The organism is Pseudomonas sp. NPDC086251, from assembly GCF_044746405.1.
Taxonomy (GTDB): Bacteria; Pseudomonadota; Gammaproteobacteria; order Pseudomonadales; family Pseudomonadaceae; genus Aquipseudomonas.
Genome location: NZ_JBIVBY010000005.1, coordinates 207,820 through 221,512, shown reverse-complemented (window position 1 = coordinate 221,512; position 13,693 = coordinate 207,820). Strand labels below are relative to the sequence as shown.

Here is a 13,693-nt window from a genome sequence, read left to right as displayed (position 1 = left end):
GGGCGTTTACTGACTGACGGTTTTGCGATTGCCGACGCTATTTGTGCAACTGTCACCAGAAGCACAATCACGCAGAGGAAGATGGCGCTGGTCCAGGTGGCGCCCATTCCGAGACCCCCGTAGGTTTTGGCCTGGGTCAGCAAGTCGCCGAGGGAGGCGCCGAACGGGCGGGTCAGGATGTAGGCGATCCAGAACGTCAGCACGCTATAGCAGCCCATGCGCCGGGCCACCAGGGTGGCAGCGATCAGTGCACCGAAGATGACGGTACCGAGGGTGAAACCCAGGCCTAAGGCTTCGGTAGCCAGGTCACCGGCTGCGGTACCGAGGGCAAAGGTGCAGAGCACCGTGGCCCAATAAAACAACTCTCGTTGCGGCGTGACAATCTCCCGGATCGATATGTTGTGTTCGGTCCGGTACCAGACCAGGAAGTTAATCGCCAGCAAGGCGGAAAATACAGCTGTGCTGGTGTACAGACTGACGTCCAGTACGTCGGTCAAAATGTCGGTGATTTGTGTCCCGACGATGCTCACCAATACGACGGTCAACCAGTAAATCCATGGCGTATAGGCTTTGGTGCGCAATTGGTAGTACATCGCGATAGCCAGTAAAACCGCCATGCCGATACTGGTCAGGCCCGCGCCCAAGCCGGCCTCGACAGCAAGAAAGTCAGCGCCAGTTTCACCCACGGTCGTTGACAAGACCTTGATCACCCATAATGACAGCGTCACTTCGGGTACTTTGTTGAGCCAGCCGGCTATTACGGATTTCATAGGCAGGTTGCCTCTCCTGAGCAGCGCGAGATGTGCGCGAGCGAGAAGATATGCAACGAAACTTAGCTGAGCCTGAGGGGAGGCAAATTGGCGGAGCAGGCCACCGGTCTTTACGTTTGCGCAGCCGGCGCATTTCCATCAGTTTTATTCGGCAGCCCGTCGCAATGCCAGGGTCTGTTCGGTGAGCACGCTCATGTTGGTCGTGCGCAGTTCGAAGAAACTGCGTCGCGCAATGGGCGCTCTCACACGCCGTCAGCGTGTCAAGCAGCGGCGCTAAGGCGCCTGCCCCCCAATGTTGGTGTCCGACATCTCTGGGGCAGATCAAAATACGCGGACACAATCGCCTATCGGCTTTGCTCGGAGGGTGTGTTTTCCCTTACCCCGGTTCGCCTCCAACAATCCTGGCCTCTGACCATCCCGCCGACGGCAAACCGGCTCGCATCTTCAGTAATTCCTTACAGCTCGCCGCTGTCCTGACTCTTAGACTGTCCATAGGAATCTTGAGCCACCCACCGATTTGCAGCGGGCCGGACGGTTTTACTTTGGAATGGCAATGGGACCTCCAAGGCCTGTTTCAGAGTCTCTCTGCTGCTGGAGTCATATGATGCAAACACTTACCGCCAGTCCTCCGCTAAAAAATATTCGAGCATTCCCCTTGCCGCAAGCGCCATCGCGGAACATGAGCCTACGGCGCGGGGGCGGCCGGCCTTATGAGGAGCGAGCAGAATATTGGTTGGAATACTTCCAACAACTCCAACAGGGGCCCCCTGTGCTGTTAAAGATGAGTTTGGATGGCCTCCTTGAACATGAAGTGAAAGCCCGTTACATCCGTAACGATGAAACGATGCGTCACGCCCTCGAGCGACAGGTCCGTAAATTGACCGCCATGCAGCGCGCGCTGGGGTCCTTGGCTGGCGACGAACTGGCCCCTTTTCGCAATGACGTACTGCGCCAGCTCATGCAGATCGTAACCGACTCAACCCTGATGGAATTGAGGAACGACTAATGACGATCAATCACTCAATTGCGCGTTCGTGCAACGAGCAACCCGCCTATTGGCAACAATGGTTTGCGACCCTCGCGAAAGATCCTAGCGGCCTGGCCGTCTGGCGGGTCATTTTTGAAGAAATGGACGTCTGTGCGTATAAGGTCGAGCTCAACGAAAGCCAGCGGCATGCAAAACGGCGCCACCAGCGAAAGCTTCTAGCCATGCAAATCGCTCTGGCCGAGCTGCAAGCACCAGAACTTGAGTGCGTGATGAAAACCATTCGCCATCATCTCTGGCAATAAGCTTGTGCGCCACTCAGTGATATGTGAAGCGCCGATGGGACTGATATGGAAGTTTTTAACCCCAGGTCACCGAGGGCGATGTCGCCACTGAATGTGACCTGAACCAGGCTACGCAACCAGGAAGACCGGGTGGTTCATGGTCAGCATCCTCAAAGCCCCCATCGCGCAGTGCTGACTGATCCCGATCTGATCGGTAACATCAGGTTACTGCACATCCTTGCCGTCTGTGGCGCAGGGGCTCCCCTTCCAACAGCGCCTCGGTGTCGTAGCGGGAGTGGTTCAGTCGACTATTCATTCCCATCGAAGTTTTCTCCGAGCCCTCAACATACGCTCGGACCCAAGGCGAGGCCGCTGGTCGCCGGTGATCATGGCTGACCGCGATGGCCGTTGTCGGGATTGTATCGCCGCTCAGCGCGCGAGCAATTCGAGAACCCCCGCGGAACGCATTCATCCGTGCGTACAACACCGGACGCCCAGTCGTGGAGATCCAGGATCTGGCGCCCTTTGTTGCTCGTACAGACACCGGCATAGGAGAGCGCAGAAGTTGATTTCCCACCGCGATGGGACCCTGCGCCGGATGGGGTTTAAAGCTGAAACGGCCGACTTCGGACGACGAAAAAACGCTCATCCTCCTTGTGGTAGAACCCGGGCATCGTTGCCTGTGCCTTCGATATACACCTTCATGCCCTTACTCAGCGCCGGATTGATCGGCTGAGTAACCGAAACCAGCACGCCATTGGTCACTCTTACGATGATCTGTTGAGCCTCCTGCGGCTGGTCGTACTTTTTCTTCTCGACATAGTTGCCGCCCGCAGCGCCAGCAACTGCGCCGGCGACCATGGCGACATCGCGTCCGGTGCCACGCCCGATCAGGCTACCAATCCCCAATCCGCCAAGGCCACCGAGCACTGCACCGACCCCACTGTCATGATTGGTCTGCATTCGGGTCAGCGTTATTTGCTCGATCTTCCCTGAACGAATTTGGATTTCCCCCGCACCGCCATCGGTTGACCCAACGGTGGAACAAGCCGTGACAACCGTCAATGCAGTGATCATTAGCCAAGACAGGATCGTTTTCATCATGGTGCACCTCATGCTTGAGAGTCAGTGGTCATGCGGATTTGCCTGCATCCCTGCATCGCTTTTGCTATTACGGCGGCACAGTGGACCTTGTCACATATGACGGGATGAACTTGATCGATGAGCCGTTGCGCCAGGCACCGGCCCTCCAGTGTCGCGCTGATGCGCCCTGACGGGGGGGCCGGTCATCATGGCGTCACGGGATAGAGCATCGTGCCCTGCGACTCTTTAAAATTTCCACGTCAAGTGGGTGCCCAGGCTTTGAATCCACGCTTTGTCGAATTGACCGGAGATTTGGTTGCCCGATAGTGTTTGGCGCTGTTCCACCGGAAGATCGCCTAGCCAGACCAAGGACCAGCTAACGTTGACCGCCGTATCCTGGTTCAGAGCATAAGTGGCACCTGTCGCCAGACGCCACGATTCGCCCATCGGCACAATGACGCTACGGTTGCTGTCGGACACGGCGCTGCTATCGTAGGCCATGCCGACATTCCATAACCATTGCTCGGTGGCCTGGTATTGCGCACCGAGGGACAGGTGCCAAGTGTCCTTGAAACCGGCGTCCACGGTCGTTGACCGTGAACCTAACGCGCTGGTATCGACCGCCACGGCAATATCGCCAAATTCCGACCAGTCCTGCCAGTTGGCCGAGGCCAACAACGCCCATTGCCGGTTCAGTTGCTGGAACAGGCTCAAGGTCAGCGTTTGTGGCACCTTCATGTCGAGTTCAGTCTGGGTATTGTTGAGCTGATCGAGCACCGGCCCCTCACCCTTGACGTTGAGCCGGTCTTCGAAATCCAGGTCGATTTGGCTGGTGTAAGCCAAGCCAATGCGCGTGCCGGGTTGCGGCGCATAGATCACCCCGACGTTGGCGCCATAACCCCAAGTGCCGTCTTGGTACTTGTATTGGCCATCAGCGCGATCGGTGTTGCCCAAAGGGGAGCGATCAATGGCGGTCTGCGCCTGCAACATGCCATACATGGCCTTGACGCCCAGGCCCACCGACCATTGTTCGTTAAACCGATAGGCCACACTGGGCACCAGCGACAGACCAAGCAAACTGGAGTTCTGCGCAAAATAGCGTCCGGACCAGTCGTTGTCATAATTGACCGCCAGGCCAAAGTCGCCGTACGTCCCGAAGCCCACGCTCCAGTGATCGTCAAGCTCATGGCTGATGAAAAAACTGCCGCTAGGCAGCGGGTCGAGGGCGTTGCCACTGCCGCTGCCGCTGCCGGGCACATTGCTGCCCGAGCCGCGATCAAAGGTCAGATCACCGTAGACCACCTGCAAACCGCCGGAGATCTGCGTGCCGGGTAGGTAACTCATGCCGGCCGGGTTAGTGGCAATGGTTGACGGGCCTTGGGCACGGGCCGCAGCGCCGGCATTAGCTAGGCCGGCGTTATCGGTGCCGATTTCGTACAGCAGGATACCGCCGGCCCAAACGGGCGAAGAGCCTAGCGCGAGCCAAGTGAGGACAAGCAATATTAGGGTTCTGGTGTGCATAGGACAAATTCCGTTTTCAATAAAACAGGGGTGCATTAATAAGAGTTACTTGGGGAACAACAGGGTCAACGCCATTCGAAATCCCCAGCCTTGGGCGCCATCTCGCGGACTCTCGACCCAGTACCGAGGCCCCGCCTGCAGGCTCATGGGGTGGCGGCCCACCTTGAACAACTGGCTTACGAACAGATTGATGGGAATTGACCATTCACGGGCCTGCCAATCGTATGTGGATTCGGTATTGATGCCGTAAGTGGTGTAGGTCTGGGTGGTGTAGCTGAAGAACGGTTGAGCAAACGTCTGATTGATCTTGCGCTTGTTATCCGGCGGGCTGTCATCCAACGTCCAGAGGTGGTTGGCGAGCACCCCGCGGGTCCAGCCATTGCTCTGTTTGAGAGCGACCACGGTGGGCCCCGCCGCCCATTGTTCAGCGCTCAGCCGCTCATCACCGCCGGTGGCAAGCAACATGGCCGGTCCAGCCCCCCAAATCCAGCCGCTCGCCGTCGGCTGTTTGGGTGAAAAGAACAAGCTTTGGGTGACATCCCCTATCCCGAATGAGTCGCCCGACCCGCCCGGGACCAGGCCATGCTGATCGATGATCGGTAAAATAGTGCGGGAAATCAGATTCCAGTCGTCGTTGAGGCTAAAGGGCAAAACCGGTTGGAGATTCGTCACGCTTTGCTCGCCGTCACCGCCAAGACCCAGCTTTTGGTTCCAGTTGTATTGAATGGGCACACTGTAGAGGGCGGCAATGGGATTAAGCGCTTGCTTGGCCAGTTCGGCTTGGCTGTCAGCTGACAGCCCGACCGGGGACCAACTGATTGCCAGCACCATCAGCGGCACACATGAATAACCTCTGTCCATTAGCAGCTCTCTTCCCGAGGGGGATAGTAGGGGCCGGGTAGGTCTGAGCCACGCGGCGCCCGCGCCATTGCTCAACGCCGCGTCGGCTCCGGATAATGGCGCGCCGCATGGCATTCACTGCGTATCCGCGGGGAAAATGTGGCGCCACTCCTTAGCCATATCCACGACCGTCCAGTGCTCGGCCAGCGCTTGGTCCAAGGCCTTGTCAAGCTTGCCCACCTTCGAATCGCGGTCGTAAGCCCATTCACGCTGGGCATCGGTATGATGCACCAAGCCCATAAAGCGCTTACCGGTGCCTGCGGCGGTCCATTGCAACATCTGCTGATCGCCGTCCGAGTTACCAAATGCAAAAATCGGACGACGGCCAATTACCGCATCAATACTGACCGGCTTGCCGGGACCATCGTCGTTTTGAGCAAGTTTGGGCAGGCGCATGACCACCGGCTTGCCCTTGTTATATTGGTATTCACCGAAGAATGTGGTGCCGATCACCTGTTCGGGGGGAATGCCATACACCTTTTCTGCCCAGGCGCGCATAAACTCCACTTCGCCCCCGGAGACGATGTAGGTTTTAAAGCCGTTTGCTCGCAGATAGGCGAGCAACTCCAACATGGGTTGGTAGACCATTTCCGTGTACGGTTTATGGGTTTTTGGATGTACCGCTTTGGCCATCCAGGAGCGCACGTTGGTCAAAAACGCCTGAGTGCTGATACCGGTATGGGTGGCATAAACGATTTTCAACCACCCCTCATTACCGCTGCCGGCCAAGGTCTGTATGTCGTTTTCCAACACGGCCTTGAACGGTTGCTGGGTTGTCCACTCCGGATGCTGGGGTGCCAACCGCTTGACTTCGGCCAAGGCAAACAGCATTTGAAAATACAGCGGCTGTTCGCTCCATAATGTTCCATCGTTATCGAACACGGCGATACGCGCGGCGGGGGCCACATAGCCTTTGGAGCCCTTGGCCGTGACCGTCCGGACGAACTCAACGATCGCGCGCCGAGACGGGCCGTCTTGCCAGGAGGGCAGAGGCTCGGCCGCCTGCACCAGCAACGGCCAGCACAAGACCAACCAGAGCCAACGCAGGAACGGACGAGTTAATACACTTTGGTTCATTATTTTTCATCCCTCAAAACACGTGAGCCACGTGGACCATGAATCATCCACCGCGTTGTTGTCCGCGCTGAACGCCGGCCAGCCGTAACCGTGGAGGCTGGCCAACGCGCTAAGCATCCGGTGTTACTTCAGAAAGGTTTTCAGGTCGCGCACCGTCTCGCTGATGGCGGCCTTGAAGTCATCGACACTGACCTGCTGGGTATTATTTTTCAGGGGAGTACCAAAAACCTTACGCACCACCTTGGCCAATGGCTTGCCCGTGGCGAGATCTATAAATTCCACTTCAACATACAGTTCAGTGTTTTGATCGCGGTAACCGGTGACGGCTTCTGTGGCACCGACCACGGCGGCGATCGGTACCACTTCATACCAGCGCATGCCTTCATTGGTCGCCGCCACGCCGGTCATGGCCGTGCGCATGACCATCGCCTTTGCACCGCTTGGCACCGATTGAGCGGTGGGCACGACGCGATAGGTCTGCTTGAGCACCTCTTTCACGCTGTCGCTGCTGAACGACTGAATCTGTTGCAGCGTCTGCAGGTTGACCCGCTCAGTCGGCTTGATCGCCAAAAAGATCTGCAGACGGTCGAACACCACGGTGTCATAACCTGAAGGCTTAAAATCAGGCGAGACCCAGCGCAGCGCGGGGTGGCCGCTGGCCGATTTCACCTGCTGTAAATCGTCATAGTTAGTTAGGAAACCTGAAAACTGATCTCTTTCGGTCACCTTGGAAGTGCAGCCTGCGAGCAGCAGGCTGCTTAACGCCGCACCGACAAACCATTGATGGACAATCTTCATTTGATGCTCCGGCAATGAGTACTTCACGTATTAATGGAGACTCGCTCACGTCAAGTCGCGAAAGGGCAGCCTCAGCGAGGCTGCCGTTGTTCGGGATTGATCAGTTGCCGGATGGTATCGGCAAGGTAATGCCGTCCTTTTTCAGAAGCTCGCGCACCGATTGAAACTTCTGGTACTGCGACAGCGTGATGGGGCCGTCATACCCCATGCTTTGCAGTTTGCGTGGTGGATAGTCCACGTAGGTTTTCATCAGTTTCATGATGGCGTTGGTGATCGGCACCATGGTCCAGGTGTGCTCGGTAAAGTTGGTCATAAAGATGTCATATCGTTCTTGAGGATCTTGCAGCAAATCAAAAACTTGCGGCACCGTGGCCACGTATTTTTCCGCACCTTTCCACCCCAGGTTGCTGTCCACCGCCAACCCCCCGGTGTGCGCACCATCGTCCCCCCGCAGGTTGAACACCGCCTTGAAGTTGCCGACGCGGGCCGCCCCCGGCGACAGTTCGTTTTCGGTAAAATAGAACCACTCTTTACGAGGCGAAGGGCCTCGGCCGGTGAGCACCGGGGTCATGTCGTAGCTGTCGAAAATAGTCGGCTGACCTTCACGATCTTTTTCAGGCAGTTTCACGCCCGCCACGGAAGCGAACGTTGCCATCAGATCCAGGCCGCCGAGGATTTCATGGTTTTTCGTATTGGGTTTGATTTTGCTCGGCCAGACGGCGATCGCCGGTACGCGATTGCCACCTTCACGCACGGTGCCCTTGGTGCCGCGGAACGGTGTGTAACCCGCGTCCGGATAAACGTCCTGCCAAGCCCCATTATCCGTGGTGTAGACCACCAAGGTGTTTTTATCCAAACCCAGCGCCTTTAGCTTTTGCATGATGCGGCCAATGCGCGTGTCCAGTTCGACCACCGAATCGGCATATTTGGATTTGGAGATCGATTTGTGCACGAACTCCGGTGCCGGCAAGTTGGGCTGGTGCACCTTCATGAAGTTGACGTTGATGAAAAACGGTTTGTCCGATTTGGCTGCCGTGTCGAGAAATTCCAAGGCGGCTTTTTCAACATAGTTGTCAAAGAAGGGAATGCCCACCACACCAGGTTTGCCATCGATCACCGGCTTGTCCACGTACTGGCCATTAATCTTGAACTCTTCGATCGGTTTTTCACCCGCCTTGCCCGAAAGTGCACCCTTGGTGACCTTTTGAAACATCGTGCGAGTTTCCGGATCCATGTCCGGGAACCATTCCGGGTCGGCATAGGTGTAGGCATTGAGGTGGTACAGGCCGACGTATTTCATCACGTCGTACCCTTGGGCATTGGGCAGCGCATAGTCGGCTTCGCCCAAATGCCATTTGCCGGTGAAGTAGGTGTCATAGCCGCCGGTTTTCAGCACGGAACCGAGCGTCCACTCGGCGGCCGGCAAGCCGCCGCCTTGCCCCTGGAAAGCCACGGTGGTCATGCCGCTACGATTGGGAATGCGCCCGGTTTGCATGGCCGCGCGGCCTGGCGTGCAGCTGGGCTGGGCATAAAAGGAGTAAAACGTGACCCCGTCTGCGGCCAGCTGATCGATGCTGGGGGTGGGCATACCTCGACCGACGCCTCCGCCGTAAGGGCCGAGATCGCCATAGCCGGTGTCATCGGAGACGATGAACAGGATGTTCGTCTTTTCCGTCTGCGATGCCTGAGCCAATCCAGTCAATGATAAAAGTGCAGCAAACACGATAGAAAGCTTAAAGCGATCCGATAACGATTCCATACCAGGGTTCCTCATTGTTTCATGGTGTTGGCAACCGAGTGATGAGTGCACATCAACATTGACCCTTGGTGCATTGACCACCGCGTTATTAGCCTAGGCATGCGCAGGGAGCGAGCGCTGTAGGTAAATCCTGAATGTTGCACGCGCGGCGTTGACGGGAAGACAGTCCATCGCCATGCGCAACGCGCGCCGTAGTCGGTGACGCCAAGAGACCTGCAGAAATAAAAACCGGGCGCTCGCGAGGACATACCGTTGCGATCAACACCGGCTCAACGGATGGCGGCACACTTTCGGCCGTGAGAGGAGGCGCTGAAAATGCCCGCACGGTGCTGGCGGATCGCCGCAACCGGCGGAGTCTGTGCTGTGCTGTGACGGGGCGGTTCCAGGATGTGGAGTCGCAGAGACCCTGGGGGCGACGGCTGCTAGGCCTTGGTCACGGCGGTGGTGCCTGCTCCGAACTCTCGACACGCCAAAGGCGGTATTTCCCTACGCACTCTGAAGGATTCGACGACCCGTTTTTCGCGCCAGGACGGCGATAATCAGCCCTATCAACCTTGCGTCTTCAATGACGTGCGTCGCCGACGATCCATCCCCCGGACGCGACCTGACAAGCGCGAAGGTGTCGCGCATTAGCACCTTTGACGGCTGTACCAACCGGATGCGCAAACATGTTGGCCTTTGCCAGGCCCGCAACCGCCCCTTCCCAGGCTCAGCCCGGAAGGCTTTTCCGCGGTGGACCCGATCTCGCGTGATACCAGGTTACGAGCCGGGCGCCAACTTACATACACGTGGCGATCTGTGTGAGAGTTCAATTCTTACTGACCAGGTCAGCTCTCGTTTTTACAGAGGCTGTCGGGCACGATGAAACATGAACTGGTTGTTACCTTTTCAACCCTTGGTGGCTCACGAGATATTGTCATTTCGTTAAAAGCCAAAATCGCGTTTGGCGCCGTTTGCGTCGGACTGGTGGGCGTGATCGCGGTGATGGGCGCCGCCCTCGTATCGACCTTATCATCGTTAACCGAGGCCAAGGCCCAGCTATCGGCCCTGCATAACGCTCCGTTAGCGCAGCAGGAGAAAAGCGGCGCCACAACGCCCCCGCAAGTTGAACTGGCCATCGCTGCGAATCCGATTGAGCCGATGCGATTGCCGCGAATCGAGGCCGTAGAAAACAACGTTCCCGCGCCTCGGCCTGTAAGCGTCCTCGCCCCTCCCGTGCCCCCAACACCTCGCCAGGCGGGAGAGCGAACGCTCATGCTCAATTTGATACCCAATGGCTCGCCCCTTAAAAAGGCGACCCGGATCAGCTCCTACTTTGGTAAACGCATGCACCCTATTTTGCATCGCCTACGTACTCATCGTGGTATCGATTTCGGGACAAAAACCGGTACACCCGTTTATGCGACAGCCAGCGGCGTTGTCGGTGAAGCCAAGAAAAATAGCCGTGGCTACGGTCAACAGATTGTCGTTCAACACGGTCTGGGGTTTTCCAGCCGCTATGCTCATCTGAGTCACCTGTCGGTGAAGTCAGGTGATCACGTCGCCAAAGGCGCCTTGCTCGGGCAGAGCGGAAATTCGGGGCGCAGCACCGGCCCCCACTTGCATTATGAAGTTCTGTATTGGGGGAAAAACCTTGATCCGCTCAATTTTGTCCGCTGGTCAAATGCCAACTTTATAGCCATTTTTACTGAAGAAAAGGGGGTCCCTTGGGCGTCTTTAAAAAAACAAAGTCAATGGTCTCAAATAGCCAGCTTACCATTCTCGCCGAAGGTTGTTCAGTGAAGGGCGAGCTGTGTGTGACAGGCAATATATTGGTCGCCGGTTTTGTGGAGGGCAAAGTGGCCTGCCAAAACAGCATTTCCATTGGCGTTTCCGGAGCTGTTCGCGGCACCGTGAGAGGCCGCGAGCTGGTGGTGTCGGGCATGTTGGAAGGCGATGTCTACGCCGAGGTCGTGGAAATTTTGGCCGGCGGCCGGATACAGGGGACCATTCAAGCCGAGCAACTGATTATCGAGCGTGGCGGCTTTTTCTCCGGCGCCTCTTCAGCGACCGCGAAAACCCAGGAGAAGAGCACGGCCCCCTTGCCTGAGGTGAGCCAAGCGGTGCTGCTGGAAAGCGACAACTCTTAAGCGCCGCTACCGTGGGTCAGCAGCCCGCTGATGCAGACGCCGGGGTCTTGCTCAGGGCTTTGGCGTGCCTGAGCGTCCCTCAGCAGAAAAAAGAGGAAGCCCAGGGCTCGCCCACAGGGACAGGTGGCGCTCAGTGCGCGCCTCAAGCTGAAGGTGATGGACGGCGGCGGCCAAAGTGGATCGAGAACGGTCCCTGGCTAAGGAATCGCCAGTAGCACAGGGACTATCAGATGGTTGCAGGGGGCGGCTTGCGCGGATACCGGCGGCCGTCGCAGCGGGGCATCCGTGGCGTGCTGGCGCCGTTCTGGTGTTCGACCGCTTAGTCCATAAGCGGTGCGGGTTCTTGAACCAGCCCGATCAACGGCGCCAAGAGCGTCGGCATCGTCAGCTGGGCAGGCCGCTGTCAGCCTCCATCAGGCCGGCGTCACGTTCAGCCTCTTCAATCAACAGGGCCACGCCCCGACTCAGCGGCAGCAGCGATTCATCCAACATGGCCAAAGCCTCCTGCACACTGTTGGCCACTTCCACAGACCCGCGTTGCGCCACCCACTGGTTCAATTCGGCGATGGCGGCGGCTAAGGCCCACTGGTTTCGACTCTGCAAAATCAGCAGGTCGGCGATTAGGGTCAATTTATTCATGACGTCCTCCGGCAGGGGGAAAGGTAATCCAGCATGAGTCACCCAAAAGATAAAACACGTCAGCGTTGAGACTCATCGAACACCTCAACCCACTCGCGGTAGTGTTCATGGAGCATCGATTGTGCGCTCCCCTCACTGACCGTGACGGCCTGGTCGTTGAGGGCCCATGAGGCCATATACGCCTCCAACCATTGCACTAGCGCCAGGCGCGGGTAAGGGCAGGGCAGCCAAGCGTCCAAAGCGTCAGCCAGGCTGTCGATCTGTCGGGGAATGATCAGGGGCACCGTGGTCATGGGCAGGCTCTTTTTTTCATGACAGCAGGACTGGGATCGAATGACGCGGCCTCTCTCGGTTCACAGTCTGCACATTTAAAGGACATCATGCTCACACGATCCAAGGGATCAAATCAGAGCCTAGGACACATCACGGCATTACCCACGAGCGCAACACTGCCTGTTCAATCTTCCGTTCCACCGCGCCGATACGTTTTGAGGCTAGATTCATTTGCGAGATACGTCGGATGGTAGTGAGGGCAGCCGCCGCCGCTCTGTCAGCATTCCCGGATTGTGCCGTAGGGAAATTCTGCCCGAGCGCCGTCACTTGCTGATGTGCTGGCCCGAGGCAGACCGACGTTGGTTTGCGGTGGCAATCACCCGGGCAAGGCTCGCCGACCTTGGCGGCTGCCCCCTGTAGAGATCACCCATCATCAGGCACAGCGCTGGATCGCCCGGCTGATGCGTAGCGTCCGCAGGAACAAAAAACTCGCCCTGGGCGCGAGAAGAGAGTCGATAAAAATAAGTTGTTGCACACACCGTCGATCGATCGATCGCTCGCAAGTCCTTGGCCGATTAATTTAAGGATTCGCCTACAGCCAACCTGGCGTGTCGGGAATTTAATCAGCCTATGTCAGATAATTGGTCCCTGACCATGCCTCGCACAGCGACGTGCACCAGGTGCGTGAGTGGTGTCCAGCAGCCGGACAGTGAAAGACAATAAAGCCTTGGGTCGGGTAATGGCTGGTAACGTGACTTCGGTCCCCCATGAGGCCCATGTGACTGACATCGGAGATGATTAATACGTACCGAATTTGTTCTAACTTCGAGGTCGACCGCCATGAAAAAACTGTCAGTGCTGCTGATCCTTTTGACTACCCAGACCGCCATGGCCGCCATGTCGATAGATATGACCGTGACCGGCACCATTGAGCCGCCTTCGTGCAGTATTGCCACGGGGGTAACTGACTTCAGTTTAGGCGCTATCTCCTTAGGCACGTTGAGCCGGACAGTCGAAACTCGATTGCCTGACCAGAACACGCCGCTCACGATTGTATGTGCGGGTCCGACCTTGGCGGGTATCTCCGCGACTGACAACCGGACTGGAACTGCCTCTTTTGTTAAGGATGTGCGTTTCGGGTTGGGCCTTGACAATGCGGGCAATAAAATAGGTTGGTATGAGTATGAAGTGGTCCCCAGCAGCATTATCCTCGACGGTGCGGCCGGTTTTGTTGCCACCAGCGCTAATAATGGGACCACATGGGCCAGCCCCTATCCTAACTACCTAGGGACTCAACCCAACTACATTGTCTCATTCAGTAAAATATCGGCGTCCGCTCCCGGGCCTTTCAGCACGATGAGTGGCACGATGAGACTTGCCCCGGCTATTGCTCCATACTCAACGCTGGATACCAGTGCTCAGATACAGATTGATGGCTTGGCCACGCTCACGTTGGTATATCTTTGACTTCATGT

At 57.2% G+C, this 13,693-nt stretch carries 13 protein-coding genes and 1 pseudogene; 5 read left to right on the top strand and 9 right to left on the bottom strand.

What is annotated here, in order from left to right; all coding sequences use genetic code 11:
* Positions 1-6: 6 nt before the first annotated feature.
* Positions 7-770 (bottom strand): annotated as a pseudogene (locus ACIPL2_RS09115) (hypothetical protein).
* A gap of 604 nt (positions 771-1,374) precedes the next feature.
* Here ACIPL2_RS09115 and ACIPL2_RS09110 point away from each other — a divergent pair.
* Positions 1,375-1,776: a hypothetical protein gene (locus tag ACIPL2_RS09110; protein ID WP_401355181.1), complete on the top strand. Its 402-nt coding sequence runs from the start codon at positions 1,375-1,377 to the stop codon at positions 1,774-1,776.
* Positions 1,776-2,060: a hypothetical protein gene (locus ACIPL2_RS09105; RefSeq protein ID WP_401355178.1), complete on the top strand. Its 285-nt coding sequence runs from the start codon at positions 1,776-1,778 to the stop codon at positions 2,058-2,060. The genes ACIPL2_RS09110 and ACIPL2_RS09105 overlap by 1 nt, the downstream gene beginning before the upstream one ends.
* 624 nt (positions 2,061-2,684) lie before the next feature.
* On the opposite strand, the gene ACIPL2_RS09100 is transcribed toward ACIPL2_RS09105, so the two are convergent.
* The 6 genes from ACIPL2_RS09100 to ACIPL2_RS09075 form a co-directional block, all read right to left on the bottom strand.
* Positions 2,685-3,140, bottom strand: coding sequence for a glycine zipper 2TM domain-containing protein (locus ACIPL2_RS09100; RefSeq protein ID WP_401355220.1), 456 nt, complete (start codon positions 3,138-3,140; stop codon positions 2,685-2,687).
* 228 nt (positions 3,141-3,368) lie between these two features.
* The gene (locus ACIPL2_RS09095; protein ID WP_401355175.1) at positions 3,369-4,643 is read right to left on the bottom strand and encodes an OmpP1/FadL family transporter; all 1,275 of its coding nucleotides are present in this window, start codon (positions 4,641-4,643) and stop codon (positions 3,369-3,371) included.
* Positions 4,644-4,688: 45 nt separating this feature from the next.
* Entirely contained in the window at positions 4,689-5,474 is a 786-nt protein-coding gene (locus tag ACIPL2_RS09090) for a transporter (protein WP_401355218.1), read from the bottom strand.
* Between the two features lie 144 nt (positions 5,475-5,618).
* Positions 5,619-6,620 carry an HAD family hydrolase gene (locus ACIPL2_RS09085; RefSeq protein ID WP_401355172.1) on the bottom strand — a complete coding sequence of 334 codons (1,002 nt, stop codon included), beginning with the start codon at positions 6,618-6,620 and terminating at the stop codon, positions 5,619-5,621.
* A 123-nt stretch (positions 6,621-6,743) separates the two neighbouring features.
* Positions 6,744-7,418, bottom strand: coding sequence for a DUF3313 domain-containing protein (locus ACIPL2_RS09080; RefSeq protein WP_401355169.1), 675 nt, complete (start codon positions 7,416-7,418; stop codon positions 6,744-6,746).
* Between the two features lie 100 nt (positions 7,419-7,518).
* Positions 7,519-9,177: an arylsulfatase gene (locus tag ACIPL2_RS09075; RefSeq protein ID WP_401355167.1), complete on the bottom strand. Its 1,659-nt coding sequence runs from the start codon at positions 9,175-9,177 to the stop codon at positions 7,519-7,521.
* 861 nt (positions 9,178-10,038) lie between these two features.
* On the opposite strand from ACIPL2_RS09075, the gene ACIPL2_RS09070 reads away from it, so the two are divergent.
* Together ACIPL2_RS09070 and ACIPL2_RS09065 are read left to right on the top strand one after the other, a co-directional pair.
* Positions 10,039-10,959 (top strand): M23 family metallopeptidase, encoded by a 921-nt coding sequence (locus ACIPL2_RS09070; protein ID WP_401355164.1) that lies wholly within the window; start codon positions 10,039-10,041, stop codon positions 10,957-10,959.
* Positions 10,956-11,306 carry a polymer-forming cytoskeletal protein gene (locus tag ACIPL2_RS09065; protein ID WP_401355162.1) on the top strand — a complete coding sequence of 117 codons (351 nt, stop codon included), beginning with the start codon at positions 10,956-10,958 and terminating at the stop codon, positions 11,304-11,306. Before ACIPL2_RS09070 ends, ACIPL2_RS09065 begins: the two co-directional genes overlap by 4 nt.
* A gap of 384 nt (positions 11,307-11,690) precedes the next feature.
* Here the strand turns inward: ACIPL2_RS09065 and ACIPL2_RS09060 are convergent, their stop codons facing one another.
* On the bottom strand, positions 11,691-11,945 hold the full coding sequence (locus ACIPL2_RS09060) for a hypothetical protein (RefSeq protein ID WP_401355159.1): 255 nt from the start codon (positions 11,943-11,945) through the stop codon (positions 11,691-11,693).
* 59 nt (positions 11,946-12,004) lie between these two features.
* Positions 12,005-12,238: a hypothetical protein gene (locus tag ACIPL2_RS09055; RefSeq protein ID WP_401355157.1), complete on the bottom strand. Its 234-nt coding sequence runs from the start codon at positions 12,236-12,238 to the stop codon at positions 12,005-12,007.
* A gap of 820 nt (positions 12,239-13,058) precedes the next feature.
* On the opposite strand from ACIPL2_RS09055, the gene ACIPL2_RS09050 reads away from it, so the two are divergent.
* Positions 13,059-13,685 carry a DUF1120 domain-containing protein gene (locus ACIPL2_RS09050; protein WP_401355155.1) on the top strand — a complete coding sequence of 209 codons (627 nt, stop codon included), beginning with the start codon at positions 13,059-13,061 and terminating at the stop codon, positions 13,683-13,685.
* Positions 13,686-13,693 lie beyond the last annotated feature (8 nt).